Genomic DNA, 17,452 nt, shown 5'->3' with positions numbered 1-17,452 from the left:
GCGCCCGGAAGGGAACCACCATGTCCGCGTCCGGCTCCGTGACCGCACCCGCACCTGCACCCGCCGCCCCGCCCCTGCCTAGCGCCCCGCCCCTGCTCGCCGTCGCTGCCGGCGTCGCCGCCACCGCCGTCCCCGGCCTGATCGCGGCGCGGGCCGAGCAGCACCCCGACGCGCTCGCCGTCACCGACGGCTCCACCGTCCTGACGTACCGTCAACTCGTCTCGTCCGCCGCGGCCCTGGCCGAGGAGCTGGCCGCGCACGGGATCGCCCCCGGCGAGGCCGTCGGCCTGCTCGCCGCCCGCTCCACCCGCCTGGTGGTCGCCCAGCTCGCCGTCTGGTGGGCCGGCGCCCACGGCGTCCCGCTGGACGCCGCCTACCCGGCGGCCCGTACCACCGCGATGATCGAGGACGCCCGCGTGCGGCTCGTCCTCGGCGACAAGGCGCTGCTGGACGCCGCCCGGCCGGCCGGGGTGCCGACGCTCGCGCTCACGGAGCCCGACGCCGACCGGACCGCCGACCGTCCGGCCGCCGCGCCCGCGAACGCCGGACCGGACGCGGTGGCGCTGGTCATCTACACCTCCGGTTCCACCGGCCGCCCCAAGGGCGTGCAGGTCCCGCACGGGGCCGTCGCCGACCTGGTGACCGCCGCCGACGCGATCGCGCTGCACCCCGGCGACCGGGTGCTGCTCCACTCGCCCGCGACCTTCGACGCCTCCACCTTCGAGATGTGGGCCCCGCTGGTGCGCGGCGCCGCCGTCGCGGTCTCGCCCGCCGAGCGGCCCGGCGCGGAGGAACTCGCCCGGGACGTCGAGCGGTTCGGCGTCACCACGGCGTTCCTCACCACCGCGCTCTTCCACCACCTGGCCGCCCGCCGCTCGCGGATCTTCGGCGTGCTGCGCACCCTGGTCGTCGGCGGCGAGGCGCTGGCGCCCGAGCACGCCGGCGCCGTCCTGCGGGCCTTCCCGTGGCTCCGGCTGGTCAACGCCTACGGGCCCACAGAGGCCACCACCTTCACCACCCTGCACCCGATCGCGCCGGCCGACTGCACCGGCCCGGTGCCGATCGGACGTCCGTTCGGCAGCGCCCGCACCCACGTCCTGGACGAGCACGGCACCCCGGTGCCGCCCGGCACCCGCGGCGAGCTGTGGATCGGCGGCGGGCGCCTCGCCCTCGGCTACCTGGACCGCCCCGAGCTGACGGCGGAGCGCTTCCGCGAGCTCCCCGGCCTCGGCCGCGCCTACCGCAGCGGCGACCTGGTCTCCGAACGCCCCGACGGGGCCCTGGACTTCCACGGCCGGGTCGACGACCAGGTCAAGGTGCGCGGCTTCCGGATCGAGCCCGGCGAGATCGAGTACGCCCTGCGGCAGCAGCCCGAGGTCGCCGACGCGGCCGTGGTGGTCCGCCGGGCGGGCCGGGAGGACGCCGCCCTCACCGCCTGCGTGGTGCCGGCCGAGGGGCTGCGCCCCGCCACCGAGACCCTGCGCCGCCGCCTGGCCGACCGGCTGCCCGCACACCTGGTGCCGACCGCCTGGACGCTGCTGGACGCGCTGCCGCTCACCGGCACCGGCAAGGTCGACCGCCGTGCCCTCGCCGCCGACGGGCCGGTCACCGCGCAGCCGGCCGAGCCCGCCCAGCCCGCCGGTCCCGCCGCCGCCCCGTTCGCCGAGCCCGTCACCGAGCCAGCCGTCCCGCGGGCCGAGGTCGCCGAGGCCGCCGAGCCCGCGACCGGTGCGCTCACCCCGATCCAGCAGGTCGTCGCCGACGCCTGGTCGCGGGCCCTGGAGCGCCCGGTGACCACCCCCGGCGCCGACTTCCTCGCGGAGGGCGGCCACTCGCTGCTCGCCATGTGGATCGTCGACGACCTCCGCGAGGACCTCGGCGTGGAGCTGTCGCTCGGCGACTTTCTCGGGAACCCCACCGTCGCAGGACAGGCCGCCCTGCTGGAGCGCGCCCTTCTCGCGGCCGAGGACGAGCCCGCCCCCGTGCCCGCCGCCGTACCGGAGGAGACCCGATGACCGGCACCGACGAGGCCGCCCGGCAGAGCGCCCTGCTCCAGCGGGCCCGCCGCCGCAGCGGCACCGCCCGCCCCCGCCCGGCCGCCCGGCCCGCGACCGCCCCCCAGGACGTCCCGCCCGCCCCGGTGGGCCCGGCCCCGCTCTCGCACGCCCAGCAGCGGATGTGGCTGATGGACCGGCTCGGCCAGGGCGGCGCCCTGTACAACGTGCCGGTCGCCACCCGGCTGCGGGGCCCGCTCGACATCGCGGCGCTCGCCACCGCGCTGACCGCGCTCACCGCCCGCCACGCCGTGCTGCGCACCCGCTACGGGCAGCGCGACGAGCAGCCGTACCAGGAGGTCCTGCCGCCCGCCCCGGTGCCCGTCCCGGTGCGGGACGCCGCCCCGGAGCAGGCCGCCGCGCTGCTGCACGCCGAGGCGGTCCGCCCGTTCGACCTCGCCGCGGGACCGGTGCTGCGCGCCCTGGTCCTGCGGCACGGCCCGGACGACCACACCCTGCTGCTGACCGTGCACCACATCGCGGTCGACGGCGGCTCGCTGCCCGTCGTGGCCGCCGACCTGGCCGCGCTCTACGCCACGGCGCGCACCGGCCGCCCCGCCGACCTGCCCGAGCCCGGCCTCCCGTACGCCGAGTACGCCCGCCGCGAGCGCGCCCGCGACGCCGAACTGGCCCGCGCCGCCGACGACCTGGCCGCCCGGCTGGTCGGCGCCCGGACGCTGCCGCTGCTGCGGCCGGTGCCGACCGGCGCCCGCGAGCCGCGGGCCGGACTGCACACCGCGCCGCTCGGCACCGGGGTCCTGGACGGGCTGCGCCGGATCGGGACCGAGCACGGCGCCACCCTGTTCACCGTCGTCCTGGCGGCGGCCCTCGCCGCCCTGCACCGGGCGAGCGGGGAGACCGATCTCACGGTCGGCTTCGCCAGCGGGCACCGGGCCCGCCCGGAGCTGCGCCGGACGGTCGGACTGGCCGTCAACACCCTGCCCGTCCGCGCCGGCCTCGACGGCGACCCGGCCTTCACCGAGGTGCTGGCCCGGACCAGGGAGGCCCTGCTGCACGCGCAGGACCACCACGAGGTGCCGTTCGACCTGGTGCTCCAGCGGCTGGGCGCGGAGGCCCGCGGGGAGCACGGCAGCCCGCTGCTGGCCGTCACCTGCGACCTGGTCGGCCCGCCCGCCGCGCTCGCCCTGCCGGGGCTGGACGCGGAGGCCGTCGACCTCGACCTGGGGCTCGCCAAGTTCGGCCTGGCCCTGGCCGTCGAGGACGGTCCGCAGCCGCGCTGCCTGGTCCAGCACGACCTGGCGGCCCTGGACGCGCCGGCCGGCGCCCGGCTGGCCGCCGGGTTCGCCGCGCTGCTGACCGCCGTCGCCGCCGAACCGGGCCGCCGCCTGGGCACCCTCCCCGGCGAGCGCCTCAACGACGCCCCGGCACCGGCGGACTCCGCACCCGCAGCCCCGTCCGATGCCGCGACCGCCGCAGCGACCGCCGACGCATCGCCCCCCGCCCCGCCCGCCGACCGCCCTGCTGCGGCCGACCACCCCGCCGTGGCCGCGCTGCTCGCCGACCCCCGGGTCGGCGAGGCCGTCGTCCTCGCCCGGGCCGGCCGGGCGCCGCTCGCCTACGCCACCGTGCACGGCCCGGTGGCGCCCAGCGGCGCCGACCTGCGCGCCGCCCTGCGCCGACGGCTCCCGGCCGCGCACCTGCCGCTCGCCGTCACCCTGCTGGACGCCCTGCCGCGGCGCGCCGACGGCACCGTCGACCCCGCCCGGCTGCCCGGCGCACCCGCCACCGCAGACCCGGCCGGCCCGGCAGGCCCCGCCGCTGCGGACCCGGGCCCGCTGGACGCCGTCCGGACGGCCTTCGCCGAACTGCTCGGCACCCGCCCGCAGCCCGACGGCGACTTCTTCGTCCTCGGCGGGCACTCCCTGGTCGCCGTCCAGCTCGCGGAACGCCTGCGCAGCCGGACCGGACTGCCGCTCACCGGCCTCGACATCCTCGAACGGCGCACCCCCCGGGCGCTCGCCGCCCTGCTCGCCGAGCGGTCGGCCGAACGCCGGGCCGCCTCCGCCCGACGCACCGGCCCGCGCCCCGGCGGGGTGCGGGAGGGCACGGTGCTGCTCACCGGCGGCACCGGGGGCGTGGGCGCCGCCGTCCTGCAGGAGCTGATGGCCCAGGGCCGGCCGGTCCGCGCGCTGGCCCGGCCCGAATCGGCGCACCTGGTCGCGCTGGACGGCGTCGAGGTCGCCGAGGGCGACCTCGGCGACCCGGACAGCCTGCGCCGCGCCGTCGAGGGCGTGGACGCGGTCATCCACTCCGCCTGCACCTTCACCGAGCACGCCACCGACACCGCCGCGATGCGCGCGCTGGTCGACGGCTGGCGGGGCAGCGCCTTCGTCTTCGTCAGCAGCATCGACGCGTACGGGCGGCCCGCCGGCGCGGAGGTCCCCGAGGGTGCACCGGCCGAACTCCCGCTCAGCGCCTACGGGCAGGCGAAGCTCGACTGCGAGCGGATCCTCTTCCAGGCGGCCGGGCGGGACGGCCGCGGCACGGCGGCGTCGGTGCGCTCGCCGATCGTCTGGGGTCCGCACCGCCGTCTGCGGGACCAGCTGCGCTGGGGCTCCACCGGCGCGCTCTTCCAGGCCGTGCAGGCCGGCCGGGAGGTCACGCTGCCGCCGGTCGGTGCGGACGACCCCTGGTACGGGATCTCCTGGGTGCACTCGGCGGCGCTCGCCCGGGCGCTGACCGCCTGCACCGACCCGGCCGGCCCCGCGGCGGGCCGGGTGGTGAACGCCGTGACCGGCCACCTGTCGTGGACGGAGTTCACCACCGGGCTGATCGGGCTGCTCGGCTCCGACGCGGCCGTCCGGCACCGGGGCGACGCCGACCCCGAGCTGCTGCGCCCGTGGCACTACCGGGCCGAGGCGCTCGCGGGCCCGCTCCGTCCGGAGCCGGGCGAGGACTGGCGCACCGTCCTGGCCGGGATGCTCACGCGCTGACCCGCCGGTACGCGCCGGCCCGCAGAAGCGCACACCGGCCGCCCGACTGTGCACGCGGGCCCGCCGGGACGGATCCCGGCGGGCCCGCGCGCGCGTTCAGGCGCCCAGGAGGCGGGTCTCCGTCACCGGCAGGCCCTTGACCCACCAGTGGTCGTAGCGGCGGTAGGGGTGCGGGTCGCGGTCGGCGAGCAGGGCGGTGAGCGCGGCGGCCTCCTCGCCGAGGGCCCGCCAGTCGGCCTCCGGCAGCGGGTGGAAGGCCCCGGCCTCGATCGCACCGCCGACCGGGCGCCAGACGCCGGCCACCCGGCCGTCCACCAGCAGGGACGGCAGGACGTCGCCGTTGATCCGGATGACGTGCTTGCGGTACTCCGGCGGGACGAGCCGGCTGCGGTCGTCGTGGGCGAGCAGGGCGCTGTCCCACATCGCCATCAGCCGGGGCGGGGCCGGGGTGTCGCCGTCCGGCCGGGGGGCGTCCGGCAGGTCGTACAGCACGGTGCCGTCCGGGCCGGTGAGCTGTTCGAGCCGGTCGCCGAGGGCCTGCAGGGCGGCGCGGACCCGGCCGCGCTGGAACAGCCCGAACCGGGCGATGTCCGCGACCGAGGCCGGCCCGAAGCCCGCCAGGTGGCGCAGGACGAGCACCTGCAGCCCGGCCGCGGCGGCGTCCGGGTCGGCGAGGACCGGCCGGTCGGCCGCCGCCAGGTAGGACTGCCGCCGGCTGTCGTAGCGCCAGGGCGTCCCGCCGGGCGCGTGCCAGAGCGGGGCGTACTGGCGCAGCAGCCGCACTGCGGTCGGCGGCAGCGCGGTACCGGTCCGCTGCTCCAGCAGGGCCTGCAGTTCGGCGGTGGTGCGCGGCCGGTCGGCGTACCCGAGCAGGTCGGGCAGCAGGGCGTCGGCGTCGGCGGAGGTGAGGCCGGAGGCGGTGAAGCGGGCGTCGCCGAGCCGGGAGCCGCGCAGGGTGGGTTCGACGGCCTCGCGGAAGGTCCGGTAGTCCTCGGCGTGCACGGTGTGCAGGGTGATCCGCATCAGGGTGGACCGGACCGCCCGGAAGCCGGTGAGCGCGGCGTCGAGGTCGGCGGGGTCGAAGCCGGCGAGCCGGTTCCACAGTGCCAGGTACGCCGAGGCGGGTTCCTGGGACTGGAGGGCGACCACCCGGCGCAGTCCGTCGGCGGCGTCGAGCGGCTCGCGGGCGAGCAGCAGTTGCCGGGCGAGCGTGGCGCGGTTGAGCGCGCGTGCGGTGATCGTCATGCGGCGATTCTGCCGCTGCCCCCCGACACTCCCGCCCGGGCCCCGTACCGGCACCCGGACGGACCCCGCCCGAGCCGCCCGGCCCGGCCCGCCTCCCGTACCGCGCGCCCCCGCCCCGACCGCCGACCGGTCCCCGACCGCTGACTGCTCCCCGGCCGGGCGTCACCCGCGTGCGGGGCGCGGTGGTCCGGGTGGACGATGAAGAGATCGGTGCGACCCGGGGAGGTGGAGCATGGACGACCGCCGCTTGCCGTTCCCCGACGGCGTGGCCGGCCTGCTGGTCGACGGCGGCGGGCGGGTGGTGGGCTGCACGCCCGCCGCCGAGGAACTGCTCGGGGTGCCCGCCGGTGCGCTGTGCGGCCGGGCGGCGCACGAGCTGCTGCCGGGCGCGGAGTCGGTGGCGGCCTCCGGCGGCGTCACGGTGCGCGGCGCCGACGGCCGGGAGACCCCGCTGGACGTCCGGGTGCTGACCCTGCGCGGCGCCGACGCCCACGATCCGCAGTCGCCCCGGCGGCTGCTGCTGGCGGTGCCGTCCGCCACCGCGGCCCGGCAGCGGCAGGACGAGGCGTTCACCCGGGAGCTGTTCCTGCAGAACCGGGTCGGGCTGGCGGTCTTCGACGAGAACCTGCGGCTGTCGCGCACCAACACCCACCTGCTGCCGTACACCGGTCTGCCGGGGGAGCTGAAGGGGGCCCGGCTCGGCGACTTCCTGATGGCGCAGGACGCGGCGGCGGTGGAGGCCCGGCTGCGGGTGGTGCTGGACACCGGGCAGCCGCTGGTGTTCGCCGAGGAGCTGGTCCGCACCCAGGTCAACCCGCGCGGCGGCCGGGTGCTGGCGATCTCGGCGTTCCGGCTGCTGGGCGACGGCGGGGCGGTGATCGGGGTGACGGCGCTGTTCACCGACGTCACCGAGCAGCACCGGGCCCAGGAGCGGCTGGCGCTGCTGCACCGGGTGACCGCGGCGATGGGCGGCACCCTCGCGGCGAAGAGCGTCGCCCAGGAGCTGGCCCGGGCACTGGCGCAGCACTTCGCGGACAGCGCGGCGGTCGACGTGGCGGCCACCGTGCTGGCGGGCGACGAACCGCCCGCCGACGGCGACTGGCCGGCCCCGTTGCACCGGACGGCCGTGGTGGGCGCGGTGGCGGCCGAGGGCATTCCGGGCGACAGCTGGGTGATGACCGTGCCGCTGCGCTCGCGCGGCCTGCCGCTGGGGCGGATCACCGTGCGCCGGGAGGCGGGCCGGGACGAGTTCGACGCGCAGGACCGGGCGCTGCTCGCCGAGATCGCCGACCGGGCCGCGCTGGCCCTGGACAACGCCTACCGCTACACCCGCGAGCACCGGGTGGCGGTGGCCCTGCAGCGCAGCCTGCTGCCGCCCGCGGAGCGCAGCATCACGGCGGTCGGCACGGCCAGCGTCTACCTGCCGGCCGACCGGGGCGGGGTGGGCGGTGACTGGTTCGACGTGGTGCCGCTGTCCTCCACCCGGGTGGCGCTGGTGGTGGGCGACGTGGCCGGCCACGGTCTGCACGCCTCGGCCAGCATGGGCCGGATGCGCACCGCCGTCCGGACCCTGGCCGATCTCGATCTGGAGCCGGACGAGCTGCTGGCGCACCTGGACGACCTGGTGGCCCAGTTGCTGGCGGAGGCCGAGTTCACCGACGGGGGCGGCCCGGGGGTGCCGAACGGGCACCCCGGTGCGGGGGCCTTCGGCGGCACCTGCCTGTACGTGGTGTACGACCCGGTCGCCCGGACCTGCGTCGCGGCGAGCGCCGGGCACCCGCCGCCCGCGGTCACCCGGCCGGACGGCACCAGCGCCTACCTGCCGGTGGTGCCGGGCCCGCCGCTGGGGGTCGGCGGGCACCCCTTCGAGGCGGTCGAGACGGTGCTGGAGCCCGGGTCGGTGCTCGCGCTGTACACCGACGGCCTGATCGAGCGGGGCGAGGGCGACATCGACGAGGGCATGGCGGAGCTGCTGCGCCGCCTGGTGCACGTGGGCGATCCGGCCCAGCCGCTGCGCGAGGCGGGCCGGCGGATCACGGCGGGCCTGCCGCCGACCCGGCTGCGGGACGACGTCACCCTGCTGCTGGCCCGGACGAGGGCGGTGTCGCCGGACGACCTGGCGTCCTGGACCATCGACCCGGACCCGCGGGTGGTGGCCCGGGTGCGGGCGGACGCCACCGCGCAGCTCACCGCCTGGGGGCTGGCCGAGCTGGCGTTCACCACCGAGCTGATCCTCAGCGAGCTGGTGACCAACGCGATCCGGTACGCCGGGGGGCCGGTGACGATGCGGATGATCCGGGCGGCGACGCTGATCTGCGAGGTGTCCGACGGCAGCAGTACCCAGCCGCGGATGCGGCGGGCCCGGCTGACCGACGAGGGCGGGCGCGGCCTGTACCTGGTGGCGCAGCTGGCGGCCCGCTGGGGGAGCCGCTACACGGCGCGGGGCAAGACGATCTGGACGGAGCAGCCGTTCCCGGGGCTCTGACCCCCGGCGCTCTGACCCCCGGCGCCCGTGGCCGCCGTGAGCCGTCGCCTGTCAGCCGGGGAAGCCGTCCTCAGCCGAGGAAGCCGAGCGCCCCCGCCGCCCCGACGCCGCCGAGCGCCATGAACACCGGCATCAGGATCTTGATCTCGACCCGGCTGCCGGCCCGGAAGCGCAAGCTCTTCGGCGGGCCGACCGGGTACCACCGGCGCCGGCCGATCGGGATCGGCCACAGCACCGGGCAGCCGGAGACCGTCAGCGCGTCGCCGATGCAGTGCACGAGGGCGCCGAGCACGATCGGCAGGCCCACCCACAGGTACTCCTGGCCGGGCTCGGTGAACAGCCAGCCGGCGCCGTTGCCGGGCCGCTCCAGGATCTCGGCCAGCATCCAGGCGCTGCACGCCCCGAGCAGCCAGACCAGGACGTCGCTGGAGACCCGGGCGTGCCGCCACAGGAGGCCCTCGATGGCCAGCACCATGTGGACGAACAGCACCCCGAGGACGCCCCACCGGCCGCCGTAGACGCAGATCGCCGCTGCCCCCGCGCCGCACAGCAGGGCCCATGGCCAGGTGTGGGTGAGGGTGCGGTGGCCGCCGGAGCGGCGCGGGTCCTTCTTGCCGCGGGTGGCCTGGTAGACGGAGTACGAGAGCTTGTCGATGATCTCGCAGAGCACCCGGGAGATCGGCCCGAAGGCGCGGGATATGGTCGCGGCCTTGTGGTCGAGGTCGGGGGCGAGGGCGGCGCCCGCGCAGATCAGCGCGCCGGCGAGGAGCACCGGCCAGGGCATCGGCCGGTCCCAGGCGGCGGCTGCGGCGCCGACGCCCAGCCAGGCGGCCGCGCCGGAGAGCGAGTGCGCTGGTCCCATCATGGCGGTGTCCGCCCCTCGTGTCGGTGTGCACAGGTCGTCAGGTGCGCCGGACGGGGCACCTGACGGTCCCGCAGCATATCGACGTGTGCCCTTGTCTCCCGAACTCGCGTACGTACCCCGGCCTGCGCCGGGGTGCCGGGGAGCGGGTAGGGCGGTGGCCGGCAGGGGGTCGGCGCGCCTGGTCGCGGCGTGGCGGCGCGTGCACCAACTGCCCGCCCACGAAGCGTTTTTGATCATTCGAAAGGTCTATGCCAATAGGGGCTGCACTCCCTATGGTCCAGACCATGTGGAGAACCGTACGCACAGTACTCTGCGGCGGCGCGGCCCTCGTGCTGGCCGCCGCGGGCGCGCCGGCCGTCGCCGCCCCGGCCCAGGCGTCGCCGAAGCCGCCCCGCCTCGTCTGGACCGACTGCCCGCCCAACCCGCTGCCCGACCCGACCGACCCGAACCTGCGCTGCACCACCCTGCGGGTGCCGCTCGACCACCGCCGCCCGTCCGGCCGGACGATCGAGATCGCCGTCAGCAAGCTGTCGACGGCCAAGCCCGGCCTGCGCCGCGGCGTCCTGGTGCACAACGGCGGCGGCCCCGGCGTCCCCAGCCTGCACCTGCCGGCCCTGTACGCCGCCGCCTACCCGCAGGAGGTGCTCGACCGCTACGACCTGGTGAGCTTCGACCCGCGCGGGGTCGGCCGCAGCACGCCGGTCACCTGCGGGCGCACCCCGGCCGAGGTGCCCAACGAGGAGTTCATGCCGTTCCCCGCGCCGGACGGTTCGATCACCGCCAACGTGGCGTTCGCCCGCGAGCTGGCCCGCGACTGCATCGAGCACTCCGGCGACCTGCTGCCGTACATCACCACCGCCAACACCGCCCGCGACCTGGACCTCGTCCGGGCCGCGCTCGGGGAGCAGCGGCTGTCCTACCTGGCCGGCTCCTACGGCAGCTACCTCGGCGCGGTGTACGCGACGCTCTACCCCCGGCGCACCGACCGGATCGTGCTGGACGCCAACGTCGACCCGACCGGCAGCGTCTGGCCCAAGGCGAAGGCGCTCTGGGACCCGGGCACGGAACTGCGCTTCCCCGACTTCGCGGAGTGGGCCGTCGAGCGCAACGCGGACCTCGGCCTCGGCGCCACCCCCGCGCAGGTGCGCCAGAACTTCCTGGACCTCGCCGCCCGCCTCGACCGGACCCCGGCCACCCACCCCGACGCCGGACGGGTGAACGGCAACCTGTTCCGCGCGATCTTCCGCCTGTACGCGTACCACACGCTCTACTTCCCGCAGATCGCCTCCTGGTGGCGCTGGCTGGAGCGCGGCGGGGAGCTGCCGGTCTGGGGCACCATCCCGGTCACCGACGGCATCCCGCAGGACAACGACGTCGCGGCGCTGCTCGCGGTCACCTGCTCGGACAGCCGCTGGCCGTCCGACACCGGCTACTACCAGCGGAAGGTGGCGGCCCACCGGGCGGCGTACCCGCTGATGGCCGGCATGGGCGCCAACCTGTGGCCGTGCGCCTTCTGGCCGGAGCCGGTCGAGCCGCCCGTCCGGATCACCGACCGGGGGCCCGCCAACATCCTGCTGGTGCAGACCCTCCGCGACCCGGCGACCCCGTACTCCGGCGCGCTGGCCATGCGCGGCGCCCTCGGGCAGCGGGCGCAGCTGGTCACCGTGGACAGCGGCAACCACGGGGCGTACGACCCGTTCACGCCGTCCTGCGCCACCCGGGAGACGCACCGCTTCCTCGCCACCGGTGCGCGTCCGGCCCGCGGTCTGTCCTGCCGCCCCGACCCGGCTCCGGAGGCGGCTGCGAAGTCGGCCGCCCCGGCCGGCCGGCTGACCGCGCCGCTGCTCTCCGGTCCGCTGCTGGCCCCGCGCAGCCCGGCCCGCGGCTGAGCCCGGGCGTCCTCGAAGCGGTCCCCGTCGCACCCCGCGGCGGGGACCGCCGCCGTTCACGGGCCCCGTGCGGGGAGCGCGTGCGCGGGGGGTTCTCGGGGAGCGGAGCTTATTGTACTCTCCGTCTAATAAGCGGCCCGGAGGGCAGGGCCGGCGCACGGCGGGAGGCGGGCATGGCTCGGATCGGCACGGCGGCACGGACCCACGGACACACGGCGGAGGACGACGACGTCTCGGCGCGGCTGCTGGCGTCGGCGGCACGGCTGTCCTACGACCCGGCGACCGAGATCGACTGGGAGGCGCCGCTCCCGGAGGACGGCTACGGGCTCAACCCCGAGTGGAGCACCCTCTACGGGACGCCGCTGTGGGACGAGATGACGGAGCAGCAGCGCATCGCGCTCACCCGGCACGAGGTCTGCTCGATCATGCACACCGGGATCTGGTTCGAGATGATCCTCCAGCAGATGGTGCTGCGCGACCAGTACCTGAAGGACCCCGGCAGCTCCGAGTTCCGGTTCGCGCTCACCGAGATCGCCGACGAGTGCCGGCACTCCCTCATGTTCGCCCGGGCCTGCGAGAAGATGGGCGCCCCCGCCTACCGGCCGGCCCGCGTCCTCGCCGAGGCCGGCCGGGCCTTCAAGGCCCTCGCCCGGGGCGAACTCGCCTACGGCGGGATCCTGGTGGCGGAGGAGGTGCTCGACGTCATGCAGCGCGACTGGATGCGCGGCGAGAACGTCCTCGACATCGTCCGCGCCACCTCGCGGATCCACGTCGTCGAGGAGTCCCGGCACATGAAGTTCGCCCGCCAGGAGATCCGCGAACGGCTGCGCGGGGCCGGCCCCGCCCGCCGCCGGGCCGCCGCCACCGGCATCGCCGCCGGCGCCTACGTCATCGTCAGCAGCATGGTCAACCGCCGGGTCTACGCCGCGGCCGGCCTCGACCCCGTCCGGGCCGTCGCCGAGGTCCGAGGCAACGAGCACCGCAAGGCCATGATGCGCACCAGCTCCGCGCACCTGATGGCCTTCCTCGCCGAGACGGGCCTGCTCACCCGCTCCGCCGCGGCCCTCTACCGCCGCGTCGACATGCTCTGACCCGCCCGGCACCCCCACACCCCGAGGACCCACCCCGGCTATGGCCTACGCGATCACCCGCACCTGCTGCAACGACGCCTCCTGCGTCTCCGTCTGCCCGGTCAACTGCATCCACCCCACCCCCGGCGAACCGGGCTTCGGCAGCACCGACATGCTGTACATCGACCCCGCCGCCTGCATCGACTGCGGGGCGTGCGCGGACGCCTGCCCGGTCGACGCCGTCGTCCCGGTCGACCGGCTCAGCGGCCCCGACGCCGTCTTCGGCGCGCTCAACCGCGACTGGTTCCTGGACCACCCGAGCGACCACGCCTGGGGCGCCCCCGCCTTCCCGCGCAGCCTGCCGCACGGCTTCGGGGCGCTGCGGGTGGCCGTCGTCGGCACCGGCCCCTCGGCCGGCTACACCGCGCAGGCCCTGCTGCGCGCCACCGGCGCCGAACTCACCCTGATCGACCGCCTGCCGGTCACCGGCGGCCTGCTGCGCCACGGCGTCGCCCCCGACCACCAGTCGACCAAGCGGATCGCCGAGAGCTTCGCCGGGGTGCTCCACCACCCCGGACTGCGGGTCCACCTCAACGTCGAGGTCGGCCGCGACCTCGACCACGCCGAACTCGCCGCCCACCACCACGCGGTCGTCTACGCGGTCGGCGCCGCCGCCGACCGCCGGCTCGGCCTGCCCGGTGAGGACCTGCCCGGCAGCCTCCCGGCGACCGCCTTCGTCGGCTGGTACAACGCCGACCCCACGGTGCCCGCCGACGCCGTCGACCTCGCGGCCGAGCGGGCCGTGGTCGTCGGCAGCGGCAACGTCGCCGTCGACGCGGCCCGGATCCTGCTGCACGACCCGGAGCACCTGGCCGCCACCGACATCGCCGACCACGCGCTGGCGGCCCTGCGCGGCAGCCGGGTCCGCGAGGTGGTGCTGCTCGCCCGCCGCGGACCGGCGGACGCCGCCTGGACGCGCCCCGAGTTCCTGGCCCTGCGCGAGCTGCCCGGTGTCGACCTCGTGGTCGCGGACGGACCCGGGGTGCGCGAGGCGATCGCCGGCGCGGCCCCGGGCTCCAAGGCCGCCCTGCTGGCCGGGCTCCCGCTGGAGCCCCACGACGGGGGGCGGCCGCCGGGGCCCGGCCGCCGCCGGCTGGTGCTGCGCTTCCACTGCGCGCCCGCCGAACTGCTCGGCGAGGACCGGGTGGCGGGCGTCCGGACCGACGGCGGCGAGGTGCTGCGGGCCGGCCTGGTGGTCCGCTGCATCGGCTACCGGGGCGTGCCGGTGGCCGGGCTGCCGTTCGACGAGGCCGCCGGGGCCGTCCCGCACCGGGGCGGCCGGGTGCTCGACCCGGCGACCGGGCGGCCGCTGCCGGGCAGCTACCTGGTGGGCTGGGCCAAACGCGGGCCGTCCGGCGGGATCGGGGCCAACCGGGCCTGTGCGGCGGAGACGGTCGACGCGCTGCTGGACGACGCCGCGGCCGGCCTCCTGACCGCCCCGACGGGCACCCGCGCGGAGTTTTCCCGGCTGGTGCGCCGGCGCCGCCCGGACGCGGTGGGCCTGCGGGGCCTGCGGGCGATCGACCGCACCGAGCGGGCCCTCGGCGAGGCCGCCGGGCGCCCGCGGGTGAAGCTCGCCACCGTGCCGGCGCTGCTGGCCGCCGGGCGGGGGAGGGCCGCCGGGCGGTGAACGCCGGCGCGGTCCCGGACGGGCTGCCCCGGCGTTCATCGCCGGCCGTTGCCGTCAGCGCCCGAACTCCGCGACGGCCTCCGCCACGATGGCGCTCAGCTGGGCGTGGTGCGCGCCGCGCCAGTACACCTGCGAGCAGTCGGCGCACTGGGCGAAGACGTCGTACGAGCGCTCGGTGCCGTCCTCCAGCCGTTCGCGGACCTCGGTCTTGGCGGCGTCGTGCAGCGTCCCGTTGCAGGCGGTGCACCTGGTCCACGGGGCGAGCGGGGGCGCGAACCGGGAGAGCACGTCCCGCAGTTGCTCGGCGGGGCGGTGGCTGTACACGTAGGCGCCGGCCCACAGTTCGCGGCGGTGGAGCAGCCCGCGGTCGCGGGAGAGCAGCACCCGCCGCTCGGCGGCCGAGCGCGCCGCCAGCGCGGGGTCGCCGATGTCGGTGCTCTCGTACGCGGCGTCGACGCCGAGCAGCCGCAGCCGGCGGGCCAGCGTCCCGAGGTGGACGTCGAGCAGGAAGCGTGCGGGCCCCGGGAGTTGCTGCGGCCGGACCACGCCGTGCACCGAGATCCGCTCGCCGTCCACCGGGACGTGCGAGGCGGGGACGCCGGTGCCGGCGCCGGTGCCGTCGCCGCCCTCCGTGCGCAGCGCGCCGACCTCGGTGAGCGGCACGCCGAGCGATTCGACGACGTGCCCGAGCGTCGAGCTGCCGTCCGTCCGTACGGCCGACCACCCGGTGCGCCGGCGGACGCCGACGAAGGGGCGCAGGTCGGGAGCGAAGTCGATCCAGATCTCCGGCTTGTCCACGCGACCAGCATGCCAGCCGGGGCGGGGCCGCCGTCCAGGGGCCCCACCGTCCGGGCCCACCCTCCGGACCCACCGCCCGGGCCCGCTGTCTGCTGCCCGGGGCTCGTTCCGGGTCAGCCCAGGGCGGGGCGCAGCAGGGCGGTGAGCAGGGTGCGGGGGCGCTGCTCGTCCCAGGCGGGGTCCTCGAAGGAGAGGCTCATCAGGCCGGAGGTGACCACGTCGACGGTGTCGGCGAGGAGGGCCCGCCGGTCGGGGTCGTCCGCGAGTTCGACGGTGTGCCGGGCGACCCGCTCGTCCCAGAAGGCCGGGAGTGGTCGGCGGGCGGGGTGAGGGATCGTCAGGAGGTGTCCGGGTCCCGGTGAGGGGCGCGGGCCGCTCTGGCAGACTGTTCGAATCCCGGTCCGACCGGACCGGAACATGACATGGGGGCGCGGATGACGGGGCGGGGGACCGTGCTCGGCGGTCGCTACGAGCTGACCGAGCGGATCGGTGGCGGGGGCATGGGCTCCGTCTGGCGCGCCGACGACCAGGTGCTGGCGCGGCAGGTCGCGGTCAAGCTGCTGCACTCCGAACTGTACGAGGACGGCACCTTCGCCGAGCGCTTCCGGCGCGAGGGGCAGCTGATGGCCGCCCTCAACCACCCGGGGATCGTGGACGTCCACGACTACGGCGAGAGCGGCGAGGAGGGCGCCGACGACCGCATCGCCTACATCGTCATGGAGTTGATCGACGGCCGGCCGCTCAACGACGTCCTCGCCGAGAGCGGCCCGATGGCGCCCGAGCGGGCGCTCGCGCTGCTGGCCCAGGCCCTGGACGCGCTGAACACCGCGCACAACCAGGACATCGTGCACCGCGACCTCAAGCCGTCCAACCTGATGGTCAGAGCCGACGACCGGGTCAAGGTGACCGACTTCGGCATCGCCCGGGCGATGGCCGCCACCAAGATCACCGCCTCCCACACGGTGCTCGGCACCGCGCTCTACATGGCGCCCGAACAGGCCGAGGGGAAGTCCACCACCCCGGCCTCCGACCTCTACTCGATCGGCGTCGTCTGCTACGAACTCCTCACCGGGCAGCCGCCGTTCTCCGGCGAGACGGTGCTCGAAGTGGCGCTCAAGCACATCCGCGAACCGGTCCCCGAGCTGCCCGAGGTGCTGAGCCCGGCCGTCCGCGCCTTCGTCTCCACCGCGCTGGCCAAGAAGCCCGAGGACCGCTACGCCGACGCCGGGGTGATGGCCGCCGCCGCCCGGGCCGCGATCGAGGGCCGGATGACGACCGCCACCGCCGCCCTGCTGGCCCGGGCCAAGGAGGCCCAGGAGGTCGCCAAGGCCGACACCGCGGACGCCCCGGTGGTCCGCAACCGGCCCGACGGCGAGAAGCCCCGGCGCCGCACCGCGCGCCGCCTGCTGGTGCCCGTCATCATCCCGGTGATCATCACGACCGGGGCGGGCACCGCCCTACTCATCGAACGGGCCCCGGACCAGCGGGCGGGCGCCGCGCCCGCACCGCAGCAGACCGTCGCGGCCTCCACCCCGGCGGACGGGACGACCCCGCCCGCGACCGGCACGCCGTCCGCCACCGGGACCGCGACCGCACCCGCCACCCCGACGCCCACCGACAGCGGCGCCCCGACCACCCCGGCCGGCGAGCAGCCCGCCTCGGGCGTCCAGCCCGGCCAGCCGCTGCCGCCCGGCACCGGCGGCGGCGTGGTCGGCGGGCAGAACACCGGGCACGGCACCGGCAGCGCGAGCGGCGGCGCCGCGGGCGGCAGCGCGACCGGCGGCGCGAGCAGCAGCGGGGGCGGCAGCAACCCGGCGCCGAACCAGCCCGCCCCGCCGCCCGCCGGCGGCAACAACGGAGGAAACAACGGCGGCGGGGGCAGCCAGCCCGCCCCCACCACCCCGCCGAAGACCGCCGAGCCGAGCGTCCCGCAGGGCTGCGGCGGCAACGGCTGGGGCTACATCACCAACGTGGGCTCGGGCCTGCGGCTGGGCCTGGCGCAGAACAACCTCTCCGCCGGCAACAAGGCCGTCATGGGCGGGGCGACCGCCTACGGCTGGATCCGCGAGGTCAACCCCGGCAACTGGTACTACATCCACCCGTGCAACCTCGATGCCCCGGCCCTGGTCCAGAGCGCCACCGACGGCGCGGTGACGCTCAATCCGGGCTTCAGCTTCCTGAACAACTGGGCGGTGGTCGGCACCGGCGGCGGCACGCACACCCTGCGGGACTACCAGAGCCAGAGCTGCCTGACCGACAACGGCGCCGGGAACCCGGTCACCATGACCAAGTGCACCCCCGGCAACAAGGCCCAGGAGTTCCGTCTGTCCTGAAGCCGACAGGGTATGCCGACGGGCGCCGGCCGCGGGGGGGGCCGGGGCCCCGCGGCGGGCGCGGGGCGG

General features: G+C 77.0%; 11 protein-coding genes. 7 read left to right on the top strand and 4 right to left on the bottom strand.

Annotation, left to right across the window (positions count from 1 at the left end; translation table 11 throughout):
• Positions 1-20 precede the first annotated feature (20 nt).
• Positions 21-2,015 (top strand): non-ribosomal peptide synthetase, encoded by a 1,995-nt coding sequence (locus tag ACWGB8_RS06470; protein ID WP_452210856.1) that lies wholly within the window; start codon positions 21-23, stop codon positions 2,013-2,015.
• Complete coding sequence (locus ACWGB8_RS06465; protein ID WP_452210854.1) at positions 2,012-5,008, top strand: condensation domain-containing protein; 2,997 nt, start codon at positions 2,012-2,014, stop codon at positions 5,006-5,008. Before ACWGB8_RS06470 ends, ACWGB8_RS06465 begins: the two co-directional genes overlap by 4 nt.
• A 96-nt stretch (positions 5,009-5,104) precedes the next feature.
• Here ACWGB8_RS06465 and ACWGB8_RS06460 read toward each other — a convergent pair whose 3' ends face one another.
• Complete coding sequence (locus ACWGB8_RS06460; protein WP_452210853.1) at positions 5,105-6,253, bottom strand: winged helix DNA-binding domain-containing protein; 1,149 nt, start codon at positions 6,251-6,253, stop codon at positions 5,105-5,107.
• A 232-nt stretch (positions 6,254-6,485) separates the two neighbouring features.
• On the opposite strand from ACWGB8_RS06460, the gene ACWGB8_RS06455 reads away from it, so the two are divergent.
• On the top strand, positions 6,486-8,738 hold the full coding sequence (locus tag ACWGB8_RS06455) for a SpoIIE family protein phosphatase (protein WP_452210850.1): 2,253 nt from the start codon (positions 6,486-6,488) through the stop codon (positions 8,736-8,738).
• Positions 8,739-8,808: 70 nt separating this feature from the next.
• On the opposite strand, the gene ACWGB8_RS06450 is transcribed toward ACWGB8_RS06455, so the two are convergent.
• Positions 8,809-9,603: a metal-dependent hydrolase gene (locus ACWGB8_RS06450; protein WP_452210848.1), complete on the bottom strand. Its 795-nt coding sequence runs from the start codon at positions 9,601-9,603 to the stop codon at positions 8,809-8,811.
• Positions 9,604-9,887: 284 nt separating this feature from the next.
• Here ACWGB8_RS06450 and ACWGB8_RS06445 point away from each other — a divergent pair, with 284 nt between their 5' ends.
• The 3 genes from ACWGB8_RS06445 (at position 9,888) to ACWGB8_RS06435 (ending at position 14,252) form a co-directional block, all read left to right on the top strand.
• Entirely contained in the window at positions 9,888-11,492 is a 1,605-nt protein-coding gene (locus ACWGB8_RS06445) for an alpha/beta hydrolase (RefSeq protein WP_452210847.1), read from the top strand.
• A 173-nt stretch (positions 11,493-11,665) separates the two neighbouring features.
• Positions 11,666-12,583 (top strand): AurF N-oxygenase family protein, encoded by a 918-nt coding sequence (locus tag ACWGB8_RS06440; protein ID WP_452210846.1) that lies wholly within the window; start codon positions 11,666-11,668, stop codon positions 12,581-12,583.
• Positions 12,584-12,623: 40 nt separating this feature from the next.
• Positions 12,624-14,252 (top strand): FAD-dependent oxidoreductase, encoded by a 1,629-nt coding sequence (locus ACWGB8_RS06435; protein WP_452210845.1) that lies wholly within the window; start codon positions 12,624-12,626, stop codon positions 14,250-14,252.
• Positions 14,253-14,306: 54 nt separating this feature from the next.
• On the opposite strand, the gene ACWGB8_RS06430 is transcribed toward ACWGB8_RS06435, so the two are convergent.
• Positions 14,307-15,050, bottom strand: coding sequence for a Mut7-C RNAse domain-containing protein (locus ACWGB8_RS06430; RefSeq protein WP_452210843.1), 744 nt, complete (start codon positions 15,048-15,050; stop codon positions 14,307-14,309).
• A gap of 113 nt (positions 15,051-15,163) precedes the next feature.
• Positions 15,164-15,469: a hypothetical protein gene (locus ACWGB8_RS06425; RefSeq protein ID WP_452210841.1), complete on the bottom strand. Its 306-nt coding sequence runs from the start codon at positions 15,467-15,469 to the stop codon at positions 15,164-15,166.
• 15 nt (positions 15,470-15,484) lie between these two features.
• Between ACWGB8_RS06425 and ACWGB8_RS06420 the strand changes: the two genes are divergently transcribed.
• Positions 15,485-17,383: a protein kinase domain-containing protein gene (locus ACWGB8_RS06420; RefSeq protein WP_452210840.1), complete on the top strand. Its 1,899-nt coding sequence runs from the start codon at positions 15,485-15,487 to the stop codon at positions 17,381-17,383.
• Positions 17,384-17,452: the final 69 nt, after the last annotated feature.

This window comes from Kitasatospora sp. NPDC054939 (genome assembly GCF_053610105.1).
The sequence above is the reverse complement of the archived record's forward strand: the minus strand, read 5'-3'. Positions and strand labels throughout refer to the sequence as shown.

Bases quoted from the DNA above. Each gene is read 5' to 3' on its own strand.
- ACWGB8_RS06445 (WP_452210847.1), top strand. From the start codon at position 9,888: ATGTGGAGAACCGTACGCACAGTACTCTGCGGCGGCGCGGCCCTCGTG.
- ACWGB8_RS06460 (WP_452210853.1), bottom strand. From the start codon at position 6,253: ATGACGATCACCGCACGCGCGCTCAACCGCGCCACGCTCGCCCGGCAA.
- ACWGB8_RS06450 (WP_452210848.1), bottom strand. From the start codon at position 9,603: ATGATGGGACCAGCGCACTCGCTCTCCGGCGCGGCCGCCTGGCTGGGC.
- ACWGB8_RS06455 (WP_452210850.1), top strand. From the start codon at position 6,486: ATGGACGACCGCCGCTTGCCGTTCCCCGACGGCGTGGCCGGCCTGCTG.
- ACWGB8_RS06420 (WP_452210840.1), top strand. From the start codon at position 15,485: ATGACGGGGCGGGGGACCGTGCTCGGCGGTCGCTACGAGCTGACCGAG.
- ACWGB8_RS06440 (WP_452210846.1), top strand. From the start codon at position 11,666: ATGGCTCGGATCGGCACGGCGGCACGGACCCACGGACACACGGCGGAG.
- ACWGB8_RS06435 (WP_452210845.1), top strand. From the start codon at position 12,624: ATGGCCTACGCGATCACCCGCACCTGCTGCAACGACGCCTCCTGCGTC.
- ACWGB8_RS06470 (WP_452210856.1), top strand. From the start codon at position 21: ATGTCCGCGTCCGGCTCCGTGACCGCACCCGCACCTGCACCCGCCGCC.
- ACWGB8_RS06465 (WP_452210854.1), top strand. From the start codon at position 2,012: ATGACCGGCACCGACGAGGCCGCCCGGCAGAGCGCCCTGCTCCAGCGG.
- ACWGB8_RS06425 (WP_452210841.1), bottom strand. From the start codon at position 15,469: ATGTTCCGGTCCGGTCGGACCGGGATTCGAACAGTCTGCCAGAGCGGC.